14 protein-coding genes and 1 other annotated feature are annotated in these 16,292 nt (G+C 41.4%); of the genes, 4 read left to right on the top strand and 10 right to left on the bottom strand.

Going from position 1 to position 16,292, the window contains the following annotated elements:
• Nucleotides 1-17 precede the first annotated feature (17 nt).
• Nucleotides 18-1,325 (bottom strand): globin-coupled sensor protein, encoded by a 1,308-nt coding sequence (locus K7887_RS15795; RefSeq protein ID WP_223490455.1) that lies wholly within the window; start codon nt 1,323-1,325, stop codon nt 18-20.
• A gap of 148 nt (nt 1,326-1,473) precedes the next feature.
• Nucleotides 1,474-1,662, bottom strand: coding sequence for a hypothetical protein (locus tag K7887_RS15790; protein ID WP_010195840.1), 189 nt, complete (start codon nt 1,660-1,662; stop codon nt 1,474-1,476).
• A gap of 181 nt (nt 1,663-1,843) precedes the next feature.
• Nucleotides 1,844-2,089, top strand: a binding site (T-box leader).
• A 50-nt stretch (nt 2,090-2,139) separates the two neighbouring features.
• Here K7887_RS15790 and K7887_RS15785 point away from each other — a divergent pair.
• Nucleotides 2,140-4,788 (top strand): valine--tRNA ligase, encoded by a 2,649-nt coding sequence (locus K7887_RS15785; RefSeq protein ID WP_223490453.1) that lies wholly within the window; start codon nt 2,140-2,142, stop codon nt 4,786-4,788.
• A gap of 170 nt (nt 4,789-4,958) precedes the next feature.
• Complete coding sequence (locus K7887_RS15780; RefSeq protein WP_223490451.1) at nt 4,959-5,132, top strand: hypothetical protein; 174 nt, start codon at nt 4,959-4,961, stop codon at nt 5,130-5,132.
• Between the two features lie 44 nt (nt 5,133-5,176).
• On the opposite strand, the gene K7887_RS15775 is transcribed toward K7887_RS15780, so the two are convergent.
• The 5 genes from K7887_RS15775 to K7887_RS15755 are packed head-to-tail and all read right to left on the bottom strand — an operon-like array spanning nt 5,177 to nt 10,809.
• Complete coding sequence (locus K7887_RS15775) at nt 5,177-6,511, bottom strand: bifunctional folylpolyglutamate synthase/dihydrofolate synthase (protein ID WP_223490450.1); 1,335 nt, start codon at nt 6,509-6,511, stop codon at nt 5,177-5,179.
• Nucleotides 6,508-7,389, bottom strand: a complete 882-nt coding sequence (locus tag K7887_RS15770) for an ATP-grasp domain-containing protein (RefSeq protein WP_223490448.1) — start codon at nt 7,387-7,389, stop codon at nt 6,508-6,510. The genes K7887_RS15775 and K7887_RS15770 overlap by 4 nt, the downstream gene beginning before the upstream one ends.
• Nucleotides 7,379-8,290, bottom strand: a complete 912-nt coding sequence (locus K7887_RS15765) for an ATP-grasp domain-containing protein (protein WP_223490446.1) — start codon at nt 8,288-8,290, stop codon at nt 7,379-7,381. Before K7887_RS15765 ends, K7887_RS15770 begins: the two co-directional genes overlap by 11 nt.
• Complete coding sequence (locus tag K7887_RS15760) at nt 8,287-8,943, bottom strand: hypothetical protein (protein ID WP_223490444.1); 657 nt, start codon at nt 8,941-8,943, stop codon at nt 8,287-8,289. The genes K7887_RS15765 and K7887_RS15760 overlap by 4 nt, the downstream gene beginning before the upstream one ends.
• Nucleotides 8,944-8,964: 21 nt before the next feature.
• A complete protein-coding gene (locus K7887_RS15755; RefSeq protein ID WP_223490443.1) occupies nt 8,965-10,809 on the bottom strand; it encodes a hypothetical protein in 1,845 nt (614 codons plus the stop codon).
• A gap of 65 nt (nt 10,810-10,874) precedes the next feature.
• On the opposite strand from K7887_RS15755, the gene K7887_RS15750 reads away from it, so the two are divergent.
• Both K7887_RS15750 and K7887_RS15745 read left to right on the top strand, forming a co-directional pair.
• On the top strand, nt 10,875-12,137 hold the full coding sequence (locus tag K7887_RS15750; protein WP_223490441.1) for a bifunctional folylpolyglutamate synthase/dihydrofolate synthase: 1,263 nt from the start codon (nt 10,875-10,877) through the stop codon (nt 12,135-12,137).
• A gap of 126 nt (nt 12,138-12,263) precedes the next feature.
• Complete coding sequence (locus tag K7887_RS15745; RefSeq protein ID WP_223493674.1) at nt 12,264-13,997, top strand: sensor domain-containing diguanylate cyclase; 1,734 nt, start codon at nt 12,264-12,266, stop codon at nt 13,995-13,997.
• A gap of 69 nt (nt 13,998-14,066) precedes the next feature.
• On the opposite strand, the gene K7887_RS15740 is transcribed toward K7887_RS15745, so the two are convergent.
• The 3 genes from K7887_RS15740 to K7887_RS22980 all read right to left on the bottom strand — a co-directional run bounded on the left by K7887_RS15740 (nt 14,067) and on the right by K7887_RS22980 (nt 16,200).
• Nucleotides 14,067-15,191 carry an anti-sigma factor gene (locus K7887_RS15740; RefSeq protein ID WP_223490439.1) on the bottom strand — a complete coding sequence of 375 codons (1,125 nt, stop codon included), beginning with the start codon at nt 15,189-15,191 and terminating at the stop codon, nt 14,067-14,069.
• Nucleotides 15,184-15,690, bottom strand: a complete 507-nt coding sequence (locus tag K7887_RS15735; RefSeq protein WP_223490437.1) for a sigma-70 family RNA polymerase sigma factor — start codon at nt 15,688-15,690, stop codon at nt 15,184-15,186. Before K7887_RS15735 ends, K7887_RS15740 begins: the two co-directional genes overlap by 8 nt.
• 378 nt (nt 15,691-16,068) lie before the next feature.
• Entirely contained in the window at nt 16,069-16,200 is a 132-nt protein-coding gene (locus tag K7887_RS22980; protein ID WP_263290306.1) for a hypothetical protein, read from the bottom strand.
• Nucleotides 16,201-16,292: the final 92 nt, after the last annotated feature.

Raw genomic sequence — 16,292 nt, 5'->3', positions numbered from 1 at the left:
GGGATGGGCCTGCTTTTTTATGCCTTATGAACTGCTTTTTCTAACAATGTATCAGTTAACAGCGACAAGCTGACAGCCGATTGATTGATTTCTTTAAAAGAATTAACGATGATATCCAAGTCTGCTTTATTTTTGTTGAAACGGTCCAGATAGTTATCCATCTCCATTTTGACGGTGACAATGCCACCCTTCACTTGGACGATATTCTGTTGAGACTGTGCGGTTACTTTGTGCATGGAAGACATCATGCTCGTCACATTGGTGATTTGCTGGTCACTCTTGTCGATAAGTACTTTGATTTTACTGCTAAGTTCCTTTGAGCTTTCGGCAAGTTTCCGTACTTCGCTGGCGACAACGGCGAAACCACGGCCTTCATCACCTGCGCGGGCTGCTTCAATGGAAGCGTTAAGAGCCAAAAGGTTCGTTTGATCGGCAATATTATCAATACCTTGTGTCATCGTGATGATTTCTTCAGAAACAGATTTCAATGTGTGCATTTCTTCTAGTGATTGACTGACTTCTTTCATGACCTCTTCAAAATTACCTACCATCTTCTCCATCTGCATTTCGTTGTCATTAGTTAAATGCAACAAATTTTGACTGCTTTTTTGAGTGAGATTGGTATCTTTTAAAACTTCTTCCGCTTTTAGTGTGACGGTTTGAATTGTCTCTTCCGTCTCCGTCACGGTGCCTGCAACTTCTTCACTAATCTTGGTAAGCTCTGCCTGCAACGTACGGTTTGCTTCATTTGCCTGTTCAAGCAACTCTATACGAACATGAATATACTCTTCGACTACAAGTTGGGAGTCAAGATTAATGATATGCGTCAGTGCAGTTAACGTGGTAACCAAATCTTTAGGACTGTCCTGAAGCAATTCCACTACTTTTGGAAGCAGTAGGGTCTGCATGGCGGAATAGGTCGCCAAAAACCAAGTTACGGGCAGGTGGACACCATTATGAGTTTGTCCGATTTTTTTTCGCATTTTATAAAATTCCCCATCAAGCTTTCCGCTTAACAGACTTTGAAAATAGCGAACAAAAACTGCCTTGAGTCTTTCCTTACTGGAATTGCTTGTAGCAACCCGCTTCATCGGTGGTTGTTTATATAAATGTTCCAGCACTTTTTCTAGTACTTCATCTAGTATTTCAAATATGACCGGTTTTGCATTTTGTAAAGCTTGCAGATGTTCCTTTGTGAAGCCCATATAGTAAAGGCGGCTTGCCAAATCCGCATCTTCTGAATGACCTACAACAGCCTGTCTTTCTGGAAACTGCATATCAGCAGTATAAGGAACCTTTTTAGGTTTTTGCATAAATGAAATCATGAGTGTCTCCTTTTAAAGTCGAAATTGGTAGAAAATTCATATCTTTATGTAGTATTATGGATGATTTTTAGGAAATAAGCTATAGATAATGTGTCGAATGACCAAATAAAAACTGCCCCCAAAAGATCAGGAGGCAGTTTCAGGTTGCCTAGATCCATTCCAAATGAAAGCAAATGGCAACCACGATGCAAATGGCAAGAATGAGAACGTCGAAGGTTGTGGGAAGAAAGATGGTACGTATTCCTTGAAACACACAAATAGGAATAATAAATTGCGCGCATACACCTCGAACCTGTCTCAACCATGGCGGCAAGGAATAAGGGTTATATTTTCGCATAAGGTACCTCCTTAAGACACTTTTCTCGATGTATATATACCTAAGATATGATTGTGTGCAGAAAATAGTGCCCAATTTGGAACAATTATTTGATTTTGTGCATAACTTAATAAAAAATTGGAGAAGCTTATTGACTATTAGCATATCCTTTATGTAACATAGTAAGGTAATAAGATAACGATCAAATACAGTGACAGGGAAGAGTACAATTGCAGACCCCTTTAGAGAGAGAAACCATCAGCTGAAAGGTTTCTCAGGAAAGTCGGATTGGAAGGTCGCCCTCGAGTAGTTTCAGCGAACGCATTGTGTTCAGTAGTTGAAACCGGTGGAGAGCCGTTAACAGATTTGAGAGTACAGGGAAAAGTCTATCTTTTTCACCCTGTAAAAAAAGGTGGTACCGCGAAACTTAACTCCTTTCGTCCTTTTATTTGGATGAAGGGAGTTTTTTATTTTGTAACAAATAGGAGGAGAAGAAGGATGGAAATGAATGAAGTAAACCTTCCGACAAAATACGATCCACAAACAATCGAAAAAAACCGTTATCAATACTGGCTGGACGGCCGCTTTTTCGAAGCGACAAACGACCAGGACAAAACACCATACACAATCGTTATCCCACCGCCAAACGTAACAGGCCGCCTTCACCTTGGCCACGCATGGGACACCACCCTGCAAGACATCATCACACGCATGAAGCGTATGCAAGGCTTTGACGTTCTATGGTTACCGGGAATGGACCACGCGGGAATCGCAACACAAGCAAAAGTAGACGAAAAGCTACGCAACCAAGGAATCAACCGCTATGAACTTGGCCGTGAAAAGTTCATGGAAGAAGCGTGGAAGTGGAAAGACGAGTACGCGCAACATATCCGCCAACAATGGTCCAAGCTGGGTCTTGGCCTGGATTACAGCCGCGAGCGTTTCACATTGGACGAAGGGCTATCCAAAGCAGTTAACGAAGTGTTCGTATCGCTTTATAAAAAAGGCCTTATCTACCGCGGGGAATACATCATCAACTGGGACCCTGCTACAAAAACGGCTCTTTCTGATATCGAGGTAATTCACCAAGATGTTCAAGGTGCTTTCTATCATATGAGATACCCACTAACAGATGGTTCTGGTTCCATCGAGATCGCGACAACGCGTCCTGAAACGATGCTTGGAGATACAGCGGTTGCGGTTCATCCAGAAGACGAGCGCTACAAGCACTTAATCGGAAAAATGGTAACACTGCCTATCACTGGCCGTGAGATTCCAATTGTTGCAGATGATTATGTAGACATGGAATTCGGTTCCGGTGCAGTTAAAATCACTCCTGCTCACGACCCGAACGACTTTGAGATCGGTAACCGTCATAACCTGGAGCGTATTTTGGTTATGCATGAAGACGGCAGCATGAACGAGAAAGCTGGTAAATACAATGGGATGGATCGTTTCGAATGCCGTAAGCAGCTTGTAAAAGACTTGCAGGAAAGTGGCGTTCTTTTCAAAATTGAAGAGCATATGCACTCTGTTGGTCACAGTGAGCGTAGTGGAGCGGTTGTTGAGCCATATCTTTCTACTCAATGGTTTGTAAAAATGCAGCCGCTTGCGGACAAGGCGATTGACCTTCAATCTCAAGAAGACAAAGTTAATTTTGTACCGAACCGTTTTGAGAACACCTACATGCGTTGGATGGAAAACATCCGCGACTGGTGTATCTCCCGTCAACTATGGTGGGGCCACCGAATTCCGGCTTGGTATAACAAAGAAACAGGAGAAATCCATGTTGACCACAACCCACCGGAAGATATCGAAAACTGGGAGCAAGATACAGATGTACTTGATACATGGTTCAGTTCTGCATTATGGCCGTTCTCCACAATGGGCTGGCCGGAAACAGAATCACTGGATTATCAACGTTACTACCCAACAAGTACCTTAGTAACAGGGTATGATATCATTTTCTTCTGGGTTTCTCGTATGATTTTCCAAGGCTTAGAATTTACAGGCGAGCGTCCATTTAAAGATGTTCTCATCCACGGACTTGTTCGTGACGAGCAAGGCCGCAAGATGAGTAAATCCCTTGGTAACGGTGTAGATCCAATGGAAGTTATCGAAAAGTACGGAGCGGATTCCTTGCGTTATTTCCTTTCAACTGGAAGCTCACCAGGTCAGGACCTACGTTTCAGCTATGAAAAAGTAGAGTCCACTTGGAACTTTGCCAACAAGATCTGGAACGCATCCCGTTTTGCTTTGATGAATATGGGCGATATGAAGTTTGAAGATATCGATTTGAGCGGCGAGAAGTCCGTTGCAGACAAGTGGATTCTGACTCGTCTGAACGAAACAATCGAGACCGTAACAAAGCTTGCTGAAAAATATGAGTTCGGTGAAGTGGGCCGTGCCCTTTACAACTTCATCTGGGATGATTTCTGTGACTGGTATATCGAAATGGCGAAGATTCCATTGTACAGCGAAGATGAAGCCGCGAAAAAGACAACACGCTCTATTTTAGCTTACGTACTGGATAATACCATGCGCCTGTTGCACCCATTCATGCCATTCATCACAGAGGAGATCTGGCAGCAGCTTCCTCACGAAGGCGAGTCCATTACGCTTGCAAAATGGCCGGAAGTTCGCGACGAGCTGACAGACAAAGAAGCGGCAGCGGATATGCGTTTACTTGTGGACATCATCCGCAGCGTACGTAACGTTCGCGCAGAAGTGAACACGCCAATGAGCAAGCAAGTTAAATTGCTTGTAAAAGCGAAAACTTCTGAGATTGCCGGGAAGCTTGAAAGCAACCGTTCTTACCTCGAGCGCTTCTGTAACCCAAGTGAACTGTTGATCGGAACAGATGTTGCGTTAGATGGCGGCGAAAAGGCGATGACAGCAGTGGTAACTGGAGCGGAATTGATCCTTCCGTTGCTTGGATTGATCAACATTGACGAAGAGATTGCCCGTCTGAACAAGGAGCTTGCTAAGCTGGATAAGGAAGTGGAGCGCGTTCAGAAGAAGCTTTCCAACCAAGGCTTCATCGCGAAAGCACCTGCAAATGTTATTGAAGAAGAAAAAGCGAAAGAAAAAGATTATGTAGAAAAGCGTGATGCCGTTCAAGCTCGCATTGATGAGCTGAAGGGATAAGAGCTTTTTGTAAAATAGATCCTGGGTGGATGTCCTTTTAATGGGGATGTCTGCTTGGGATTTTTTTGTTTTGGGGAGGCTGGGGGATTTGATTTGCCAGTGGTTCAGTACGGTCATCGGTGTTGGTTTGGTGTGTCGAAAAATGACGAAAGGTCGAAGGTGGTGAGAAAATGGTAGAAGCTCGCTCGATTAAGGTAGAAGGTTTCATTAAAACGGTAGAAGCTGCTCTGGGAATTGTAGAAGGTCATCCTGGAAATGTAGAACCTCCTCCAAAACTTAGTTCCAAAACCAATTTCCTAAAAGAATTTCAGAAAAACCAAACACAAAACCTCCCCAAAAATTAAAAATAGCTCCAGCCACCACAAGGAGTGGTGACCGAAGCGTCAATCTATCCAATATCCATCAATGAATCTTTCCAAATTTCCTTGGCACTGCCAATCATCGACTGCGTTCCCACAACAAAGATGAGAGTAGGCTCCAACGTCCTAACCAGCGCAACTGCCTCTGACAGCAACCCGACTTCCACAGCATTCGAGTGGTATTTCCGAGCAACAGCAAGTGCATCTTCCGGAAACAACTTATGCGAGTTATCAGGTCTCGTCACCACCAAAATATCGGAAAACTCACTGCAAACCTCCATTACCCCTTCATAATCTTTATTCGAAGGAACGGAAATGATAGTAGCAACCTTCCTGGAATCCACGAGTGGCAAAACCTCTATTAAATAAGCTGCGGAAACTCGATTAATGGAACCGTCCAACACAACAGTCGGGTTCCCGGCAACTACTTCTAATCTACCAGGCCACCTTAATTCTCGTAGTGCTTCCTTCAAAATGTCCCTCGGAAGTGCTTCACCCATCACAGTTTCACAGGCTTGAATTGCAAGTGCTGCGTTTTCCACTTGAAAGGATCCCAATAATGGGACGGACAAATCGTCGTATCTTCCAAACTTGGTCTGTAATGTAAAAATACTTCCACTCAAGCTAGCAACTACGTTTGCAGGCATGTAATCCTCACCATAAAAAGCCGCTGACTTCCCAATCATTTCTTTCATCATTTCCAACGCTTCCTCAGACTGCTTACCAACTACAGAATAGTCCGTACATTCTTTTACAATTCCTACTTTATGTCGGACAATATCCTCCAATGAATGCCCAAGGAATCCTAGATGTTCTTCCATAACCTTTGACAGTACGGCCCATTTATTTTCCAAAACATTTGTGTCATCATATGCGCCGCCCCGGCCAATTTCAATGACATTGATGTCGGTTGCTTCTGATTGAAAGTGGGCAAGTGCGACAGAAAGCAGGATTCCGGTCGGTCCAAGATAATGTTGAGGATTCGTAATGGAAGCTGTAATCTTATCAATGGTCTGCGCATGCTCATTCAAATAAGTGAGAAACGCTTCATCTGAAATCGCTTTTCCATTCACCCGAATTCGCTCATTATAATCAATCAGATGTGGTGAAGTAAATAATCCAACCTTCAACCCCATCTTGCGGAGGATGGCAGCCATCATGCGGGATGTGGAGCCTTTGCCCTTACTTCCGGTGACAAGAATCACTTTGTCACCGGAAGGGATAAGGTCAAGACAACTCAATAATTCCTTCGTTAAGTGGGGAGCACGTGTAACCGCATCGTTCTCCTCGGCTTGAAAAGGCTTTGCTTTCAGTAGGGAGGAATAAATATAAGGAACAGCTTCTTTCATAGTTTGAAATGTCATATTGATTTCTCTCCTGTTGCAAGCTTTTGTAAAATAAATTCTAAGTATCTTTTTACAATATTGATGTCGCTTGTTAAGCACAATGTCCGGCAGCCGACAACGTCCTCGATTTCATTGAAAAGCAGGCTACCATCTTCATCAAATAAAAAGTCAATGCCAACAAGGCCAAATTCAAACTGCTGAATTATTTTATTTACGACAGTAAGTTCAGCCTCATTCAATACATAAGTTTCTGCCTGTCCACCAAGAGTGTAGTTGGCTTTAAAGCTCTTTTGATTGGAGCGAAGCACAGCGCCAACGATTTCTTCTCCCAATACATACACTCGCAAGTCTTTTCCAAGTGATCTGGCAAGTGGCTGAAGGATAATGAAACGATTGGAAAGTTGGTCATGTATCGCTTCCAATTGTTCGGTATTCTCCACCATAAAGACATCGCCGCCGCCTCTGCCTGTCCGCGTTTTAATGACAAACGGAAATGGGAGAGGGAGGTTTCCTGTGAGGAGTTCGTCAGCTGTGGTGAAATATGTATCCAACATTGGTATCCCTTTGCCTGCCAAGTATTGATGGGTTTTTGCTTTATCATTACAGATGGCCGAAACGTGGTGGGAGTTGAAGCAAGGAATCTTCATGCGTTCTAGCTGTTCATTAAAAAGTGGATCAATATTTCGCATGATGACAAAGTCTGGTGTTTCAATCAATGGTGCCTCATCCAATAAAATGACCAACTCATTGTTTTGAACACCAAAAGAAATACGGTCTTGCAAGATGAAATCCAGTTTAATATGTAATTCCTTGGCTTCATCCAAAAACCAATCAATAAAAGCTTTATTCTTTTTGGCGTGTTCTTCTTCGTAAATAAGCCAGCCTTTAGTTTTCATGTTGGGTCTCTTTCCACTTCTTCAAAATATGTGGGACGATATATGTTGCAACATTGATTCCAGTGCAATCAAAGATATTTTTGATGTGGGCATTGGAGTTGATTTCACAAACAAGCGGGGAGCCGTCTTCAGTAAATAGGAGATCTACCCCGGCAAAATCTGCCCCAACAAGTTTTGCGCTACGGATGGCGACTTCTTTTTCATAGGATGTAGGTTCATACTTCAACATTTTTCCCCCATTACTCACGTTTGCCCGGAAATCAGTTTCCGATATTCGCATCATCGAGGCAACAACCTCGTCTCCTACGACATTTAAACGGATATCTTTGCCTTTGCTAGATGAGATGAATTCTTGCAGCAGAAAAGGTCTGTTTCCTATTTCCTTCACTTTCGCAAGCAATTCTTCTAATGTTTCAATCAAATAAACCTGCATCCCAAATGAACCATATGCTTCTTTTACAACAAGCGGAAAACCTAGAATTTCTGCAGCATGGTAAAAGGGTTCGAGATTCTCATGAGCATGAAATACCATTGGAGCTAAAAGGGTTTTTGGCATCGGTATTCCGTGATCTGAGAGGGTTTGAAATGTGAGCGATTTATTATCACAAATTTCAATGCAGGAAGCACTGTTATAGACGGAAATGCCCATCTTTTCTAGGTGGCGGGCAAGTAACACATCTTTATCAAGGAAAAAAACGAAATCTGGCATCTCGTGGTTGTGATGAATTCCTTCCAATGTTGCCTTCCCATCCGTCACGCTTGGAAACAGGTCATTATTTTTCATGAGCTTAGTTGAGATATTATGTTTTTTAGCTTCCGTATCAAACCATTCAGCTAGTTCAATAAATTTTTGCTGAGGAAGGTTTCCGTTATAAATAATCCAGCATACTAAGTGTTTCATGTGTGATCCTCCATTGATGCGAGATAGTGAATGATGGTCTCTATTGCTTTAAGAATTTTTTTAAAGTAAAGGGAATCGGATGCGCCTTCAAGTAGCTTCCAATTCATTTCAATTTGCAAACAAAAGATATTGCAGCTTTTTGAAACATCGGCAGATACCGTATGTGGGTAGCCTGCAGTAAAGATATTATCAATAAGCACATCATTGATGCCATGGTCTATAAGCGTTTGTTGTATATGGTTAACAATTTTCGGACCTTGATTGTGTCGGATGTTTTTTCCTCTACCGGTGCCAAGGTCGATATTATAGGGTCTTGTAGGGGCCATAATATGAAAATCCAAAAGGAAGAGAATAGAATGCTCCAGTACTAATTGCTTTATAAAATCACGATACGTGCTTATAGGATCATAGTTGGCATCATCCATCAGATTATTCGTTTTAAAGATGGCATGGCAGTTTAATTGTTGCTGAAGGTGCATGACCATTGGGCCAGTCAGGAATTCTCCCTGTTTCTCTTTTCCGTTACGTTGCTGCGTAACGCTGTGGGGAGCAGATAAAAGAATCGGCAGGTCGCCTTCGATATAATGAAAGCCTTCTTGATTGCCTTGAAAGCTTTCTTCAATGAATGTTTTTTCCCATAGATTAAAATTCATGAGGGCTCCATCCTTTTGGTATTAACTCTGTTTTTTATTGGAGATGCTATAGCGAACTCTTGATAGCGTAACATACATCGATAATGGGACGAAAAGTAAGAGCAATAAGATTCGTGTCCATGTAGTAAAAATGGAAACTGATAATACGGTGAACATAACCGCGATAATCGGGACAAATTGAATGTTCCAATTTTTCTTCAAAAGAAAGGTCATATCACGTTCCACCAGGATGACTTTTCCGATATTGTTCAGTCCTAAGTGAGTCCTGATCGTGGAAGGAACCGCAACGGATATATTCATCATGCTGCTAGAAGACATGATGTTCGTTTCTTTAATCAACTCCAGATCATTCATCTCCAGAACTTGCGCTTTTGCGGTTTTATTACGATAAGATAAGATTACCGTATCGGCCTCTTCAATTCCAAGCAAGGTCATGGTGCTTTTCGTCAAGCGGATGATGTTGCTTGTCTCATCTGATGTATACGGCCTGATCACCTTTAATGAAAGCTGCTTGTTTCCGATAAAAGCAGTAAGCAATTTGTTAGTGATTCGCTTTTTTACGGATAGTTTATTAGCTTCCTTATAATAATGGTTAACAGGATACATAAATGTATGATAATAACCCGCATTTTTCAGTGCTTTTTTGAGGTTAAGTGATTCTTGATAGCTGATTCGCTCCAAAACTTTTCCTTCACCATATGTACTCTTTAGTAAAAGTTGTTCGGGCTCTGTCAAACTCAAATTCAGAAAAAGATCCTTCAAGACAGTAGGTGGGACAAAGTCAGGTGGCTGTTCGTACTCTAAGAACTGTCTTTGAATGTAGTTCAGCTTGATCGTTTTGTCGTCCGATAGTCCTGGGTGATGGGCTAACTGAGAAATATGAAAATCAAAAGATGCTCCGGTATGAGGATTCATTAATTCGATGTAAGGCGATTCCGTTGCCTTCAATTTATTCATCATGCTATCTGATACAACAATTCGATTTAACTGAACATCACTGGCGCTCTGTGTTTGAATATGATGAACGGGAAATCTTGCCGCCTTTTGGATAAGGATAGGCTCGACAGCTGATGAACCGAACAAACTTTTCTTAACACCAGTACTTAGGATGACTTCATTAACACCTAAATTCTTCTTCGTTTCATAGACAATGCATTTACGAAAAGAGCCTGTAATGGGATTCAAAACAAAAACATAATCATGTTCATTAAGTCCCCATTGATCTTTCGTTTCCCTTGTCAGTTCCAACCGGTTAAAAGGGGTAATCATACTGACCTTAAAGGCCTCCGACACAGAAGCGGTGGTCCAAGGTTCTTGGTTATGCTCGATTTGGGTTGGCAACACTTTTAATAAGGAAAGAAGTACAGGCAAAAAAGAAGGTGCATCGTTTTTATTGATGAAAAACTTCACAGACGGCTTATTTTCTTTGAGGCAATAATCCTCTTCCGTTGTGATGGTATTGGGAACAGTTGTGTCTATGTATTTTTGTGTTATATAGTTTATGAGGGGATGAAAATGATCATTGTACATATATTCATACCCGTTGTTTTCTTTCTCTTCCACGCCAATCAATCCGCGGATATTGTATTGGGAGATATATCGTTGTATCTTGATTTCTAGCTTTGGAGTCAATCTTTTTATTATCATTAAGTGACAATTAGAGACTTCTTGCAAAGTTATCCCGAGAGCCAGCAAGTTGATGTCTGTGGAGGGAATGACCATTAAGATAGGAGAGGTTCCCTTATACAGTTTTAATTGTCTTAATGGCGACATGATGGACCGTTTAACCAGCATACTCTTATTTTTCGAGAAATCTGTCCGTATGTTTTCTGGAACAGAGAAGGCATTTGGAAGTTTATTAATCATAGTTCCACCTCAAGTTATTAATACTTTTCATTTTAACCTAACAGATAAGTAAAAAGGAGATTAATATGTTTTTGTCATTTAAAGATCTACAAGAAAGAGTTAATTTTACGATAAAAAATGAAATAAACCTTGGTCTGGACAGGATTCTTCAGTTTTTAGAAAAAGTGGGTAATCCTCAAAATCAATTACAGATTGTACATATTGGTGGGACAAACGGGAAGGGTTCTACCTTGCGCTTCTTAGAGAGTGTATTAAGAGAGTCGGGACTTGCGGTAGGGGTTTTCCATTCACCTGCGTATCGTTTCATCAATGACCAACTGTCTGTCAATGGAACATATATAACAGATGAAGAAATGGTGGAAATCATCCACGTGTTTACTAATCATGGGTTAGAAGAAGCCGGGTTAACGGAATTTGAACTGCAGACGGCGATGGCGTTTTATTATTTTGCCACGATCAAAAAGGTGGATATCACGTTGATTGAAGTAGGGCTCGGCGGGAGAGAGGACTCCACGAATATAATGACACCAGCACTCAGCATCATCACGAACGTTGGACATGATCATATAGGATTTCTTGGGTCGTCTGTGGAGGAGATAGCCCATCATAAAGCAGGGATCATCAAAAGGGGAGTTCCCGTTATTTCCGGGGAACAAAAGCTTGCGGCAAAAGACGTCATTCAAAAAGAAGCTTTCATGAAAGAAAGTCCGGTCTATTTTATGGAAGAAGAATTTTCTTATCAGATGGAAGATGGAAAGCTTTCTTTTCGGTCTGCAAAGAAAAACATGGAGGAACTGGAGTTATCTTTACAGGGAGAGCATCAGACAGCCAATGCATCATTGGCTATCATGGCTTATTTACTTTTAACGGATAAATGGGGTATGGAATTTGATGAGCGAGTGTTAAAAGCTGGGCTAATGAAGGCGGAACATCCTGGTCGATTTGAATTGATTCAAAAAGAACCGCCTATTATTCTCGATGGCGCCCATAATGAAGAAGCCGTTGACGCGTTAGTGAATACGATAAAAATGAGTTTTTCTAATAAAAGGGTAGTTGTCTTATTCAGCGCTTTAAAAGACAAACCAATTGAAATGATGGTCCGTAAATTGGAAACTATTGCAGATGAAATAATTTTTACTTCTTTTAATTTTCCTAGGGCAGCACGTGCGGAAGATGTTTTTCAGGTGTGCGAACTTCAGAAAAAAGAGTTTGAAGAGAATTGGAAAACAGCGTTACAGACTGCTATATCAAGGATTGATGACAATTCTGTGTTGCTGATAACCGGCTCTTTATATTTCATTTCTGATATTAGGACTATACTCACATAATGTGGGGAAAAGAAATAAGGGATAATTATCCTATTTTTGTTGTGACAAATGTTAGAAAATTTGATAATATTTAATTATTGCAAAAGTCTGTCGAAAAAAAGGGTAAAGAAGGGAGGGGTAAGTTTGGTGGTTCAAGCAGTAAGTCGCCAAAAAGAAGCGGTAATTTGGACAAGCTTTGTTGTCATGGTACCCATCTTTTTGTGGCTAGGATATCAGCTTTCTCCTGTTGTGATAGAAGATTTGCCGATGTGGCACATAGTTGGATTTCTGGTGTTAGCTATCATACTCGCCCTTATTCCAATCGTCGTCGGAGAGGTACCATTATTTCTGGCGCAGGGTGTTTCCTTGGCGGCCCTCTTATCCTTCGGTTTATTCATTGAAATGATCGTGACCTTAGTCTCCGTTCTCGCATTGATGGCTTATATGCGCTTCAACAGTGACAATAGACTCAGGATTCCTATCAATATGCTCATGTTTTCCGGTATATCCTTAATTGCCGGGTTCGTCTTTTATCTACTTGGAGGGACACCCGGTGATACGAGACTTCTCAATATAGGTGTCATTACACCGATTCTTGCACATGAATTTGTTTATTTCACCCTTAATACAGTAGCTCTTTATTTTATCCAAGTGCAAATCTATGAACGTAAAAGTAAATTCATCACACCTGACACCAAATGGGACGCTGTAACAAGCATTATGGTATTGCCTGTAGGTTTGATTCTCTACATGCTATATGAGCAGGTTGGTCCGGTAGCACTACTGTATGTTGGATTACCGTTTGTCATCCTTACGCTCATTCTTCAACTCTACCATTCCAGTCAGAAGGTTAATGTTTACCTTCAGCAAGCAGCGGATGTCGGACATCAGTTGACGGAAAGGCTTGATACACAAGGCGTTCTGGATGTCTTCTTAGATAAAATTTCGACGCTTTTTAAGGTGGATTATGCTGCGATTATTGATGTGAACGGGGAAAAAATCATGAAAGTCCTTCGCGTCATGGACAAGGAAAACAGTGTGGAAGCCAATGCTATTTTGCATACAGATGATGAAGAGCTTTTGGCCTATATGCTGAAACGTGGAAAAAGCGTCTGCTATTTTACTAAAAAAGAGTGGAAGCATATGTCCAAAACACATCTCCCTGCAAAAATGGAGAGTCTTATGTGTGTTCCGGTTATCCGAAATCACAAGATTGAGGGGCTCGTGTTGTTAGCAAGCACATCAAAGCGGACTTATGATAAATCTCAATTAATGATTGTTGATATCCTTTGCTCATACTTTGGAGTGGCAATGGAAAAAGCACGACACTATCAGGAGACTAAACAAAAAAGTGAACGCTGTGCATTAACTAAACTATACAACTATCGCTTTTTTGAAAGTGTATTAGATAAAGAATACGATAAATTGAACAAAGGTCATTCGAAATCTCTCTCACTCATCATGCTAGATCTTGATCACTTCAAGAAAGTGAACGATGTGTATGGACATCAAAGTGGTAACGAAATTCTCATGCAGGTTGCTGATAGGCTCACTGCCCTTGTCGGCAATAAAGGAACAGTTGCCCGTTATGGTGGAGAGGAATTCGTTATTTTACTTCCTGATATGGAACGCGGACAATGCTTTGAACTCGCCGAACGCATCAGGGTGCACCTAGCTACAAGATCCTTTGCTCTTAAGCAGCATATTCGTGAAACGCAAGGAGCTCAAATGGTGAAGGTAACCGCAAGCATCGGCTTCGCGACAGCACCAGACGATGCCGAGGACACGCTTGACTTGATCCGCCACGCAGACAGAGCGATGTATGTGGGGGCGAAAAAAGCTGGCAGGAATAAAGTAGCGGAGTATCGGAAAACTTCATAAAAGAAAAACTCTCGTCCATTGATGGCGAGAGTTTTTTTGAGTCACTGGTGATTTCCTGACTGGACTTAATTAATCGCTCCAATTCCATAGAGCCACTTCATCAACTTGAATGGCTCCTATCCATTCTTCTTCCTTCAATGAGAGTACTTCCTTTGTTGGTCCGGTAATGACTACACCATGATGGGAGATGCCATGATCTTCTAAGTAGGAGAGAGCCTCTTTTATTTGAATATTGCCATGCATCTGTTGAATCTCATCGAATTCTTCTTGATAGTCAGCTAAGAAACGAAGGGTCTTTTCAAAGTATGTGTGCAGCATTTCTGTATCGCCTTCCACATAATTTGGTGCGGCACGAGTTTCAGAGCTTGAAGAACTTAAGAATGATTTCTCTTCTGTTTTAGAGATGAGCTTCCAATCATCGCTGTGGAAAATTGGATAGTTTGGAAAACCAATGTTCGATATTGGATAATGGTCCCTTGCTTCCTCAGATGTTACGACGGGAAACCAGAGTACATCCAAATCTTTTGCCTTAAAAAGTTCAAATACCTGTTCTGTCGAAAGAACCTCATCAAATGTCACGAAAGCGGTTGAAACAGTTCCCTCTGGAAGCATTTCAAGCCTTTCCCACTCAGAGGACGAATCTATTCCGTGCTTTGACAACAAGGAAGGGTGATGGATCTCTGGGAGTTGGTCGTCTTTCCCATAAAACTTCTTATCTACAATTCCCATCTTTGAGAATAGAAAATTAACTTCCATTTCGCCAATAGGGTATGATTCTTTCCCTACTGTTTTACGAAGTTCCTTTGTTGCGCTCATATTCAAGAACATTCCTACTTTGGTATCGGCAGTGTACTTGTTTGCGTATGGATCCGTAATGACCTGTGAAAAATTAATCACATCACTTAATTTTTGCGACCGGCTATACTCATCCGAAAAACCGTAATAATAGAAGTTTGTTAAAAAAGAAGAAATCATGACAATCAATAGTAAGAGAGGAATAACTGTTAGTGCAGTATTTATCCTCGCCTTCCACTTGCTTGCCCGCAATATTTTCCGTTGCTTCGTTTTTTCCAGGGTGGGCTTCATCCACTGTTCTTCCTGAGCGCTCATTTCTTTTTCAAACTCTATCTTTTCTTCGGGTGTCATTTCGTCTTTATCATAACGTTCTAATTTTTTCTTAAAGTCATCATTCATTCCTTTCGTTCTCCTTTCCTTGAATACTTCTAACTTTTTGGCGTGCACGATAAAGCAGTACTTTAAAATATGTATCTGTTACGCCTAGAGCTTCGGCAGCTTCTTTATAGGTGAAACTGTGATAATCATAGAGAAGGATCGCTTGCGCCTGTTGCTCATTGAGCGTGTTAATCACATCCATAACCTCGGCAACCTCAGTTTTCAAAAGCACTTCCTGCTCGGTTCCTTTTCCTTTGCCAAATAGCCGTTGGAAAAAGCCTTGTTCCTTCACGATGGTCCGCTTATGCTTTCGATAGTGATCGATAAAGGCATTGTGAGCGATCCGGAACAACCAAGGCTTGACGTCCTCACCCTGATAATTCTCCAAATATAAATATGCACGCAAAAAAGTTTCCTGTACAAGATCTTCCGCAAGGTGGTGCTCCCTGCATAAAGAAAGGAGGTACCGGAAAATATCCTGCATATGCTCTTCGTAAATATCATCAATAGATTGTTTCATCTGGCCCCCCTTTCACAACACTAACGGCCGAGATTCAAAAATGTTTCAAGGATATGTAAAAATTTTAATAATAAAAGTAATAAAGACTTCCCCTGTTGACTGAAGTGCAAGGTGTGAGACTCCTGCGGGGGATAACGGTTGGTTGAGACCCCGCAACGAAGTGAGGAGGCTCAAGCATCGTCCCGCGGAAAGCGAACACCTGAAACGAAAGGAAACAGAATGTATACGAGTTATCTCAAATAAACAATTTTTTCAATAAAATGTTTTATCTTGTAATCTACTATTTCAAAATACCTGGCTTTATTATACAATTACAATAGTCTACTTACTTCTACAATATACGTAAAAATACATAGAAAGCGGTGACGAGTTGGGGGACTATCTATTTGCCGGTCTGGCACTTCTACTACTGTTGGCACTATTCTTTTTATTTCCGATGAAATTTTCCAAAACAGGGAAATGGGTCATTCCCACAATAGCATTTGTGGTCAGCACGTTAGGTATATACATATTCGACCTTCTCACCTTATGGCATAGCATATTATTGATGATACTTCTCCTGCTGCTTACTGCTATTCTTCTTCAAAGATTGCCATTATTCA

Source organism: Sutcliffiella horikoshii, from assembly GCF_019931755.1.
GTDB classification, from domain to species: domain Bacteria; phylum Bacillota; class Bacilli; order Bacillales; family Bacillaceae_I; genus Sutcliffiella_A; species Sutcliffiella_A horikoshii_E.
Note: the sequence above shows the minus strand (reverse complement) of the source record. Positions and strands in the feature narration are given on the sequence as shown.

Bases quoted from the DNA above. Each gene is read 5' to 3' on its own strand.
- K7887_RS15795 (WP_223490455.1), bottom strand. From the start codon at position 1,325: ATGATTTCATTTATGCAAAAACCTAAAAAGGTTCCTTATACTGCTGAT.
- K7887_RS15790 (WP_010195840.1), bottom strand. From the start codon at position 1,662: ATGCGAAAATATAACCCTTATTCCTTGCCGCCATGGTTGAGACAGGTT.
- K7887_RS15785 (WP_223490453.1), top strand. From the start codon at position 2,140: ATGGAAATGAATGAAGTAAACCTTCCGACAAAATACGATCCACAAACA.
- K7887_RS15780 (WP_223490451.1), top strand. From the start codon at position 4,959: ATGGTAGAAGCTCGCTCGATTAAGGTAGAAGGTTTCATTAAAACGGTA.
- K7887_RS15775 (WP_223490450.1), bottom strand. From the start codon at position 6,511: ATGACATTTCAAACTATGAAAGAAGCTGTTCCTTATATTTATTCCTCC.
- K7887_RS15770 (WP_223490448.1), bottom strand. From the start codon at position 7,389: ATGAAAACTAAAGGCTGGCTTATTTACGAAGAAGAACACGCCAAAAAG.
- K7887_RS15765 (WP_223490446.1), bottom strand. From the start codon at position 8,290: ATGAAACACTTAGTATGCTGGATTATTTATAACGGAAACCTTCCTCAG.
- K7887_RS15760 (WP_223490444.1), bottom strand. From the start codon at position 8,943: ATGAATTTTAATCTATGGGAAAAAACATTCATTGAAGAAAGCTTTCAA.
- K7887_RS15755 (WP_223490443.1), bottom strand. From the start codon at position 10,809: ATGATTAATAAACTTCCAAATGCCTTCTCTGTTCCAGAAAACATACGG.
- K7887_RS15750 (WP_223490441.1), top strand. From the start codon at position 10,875: ATGTTTTTGTCATTTAAAGATCTACAAGAAAGAGTTAATTTTACGATA.
- K7887_RS15740 (WP_223490439.1), bottom strand. From the start codon at position 15,191: ATGAATGATGACTTTAAGAAAAAATTAGAACGTTATGATAAAGACGAA.
- K7887_RS15735 (WP_223490437.1), bottom strand. From the start codon at position 15,690: ATGAAACAATCTATTGATGATATTTACGAAGAGCATATGCAGGATATT.
- K7887_RS22980 (WP_263290306.1), bottom strand. From the start codon at position 16,200: ATGTATATACCTAACGTGCTGACCACAAATGCTATTGTGGGAATGACC.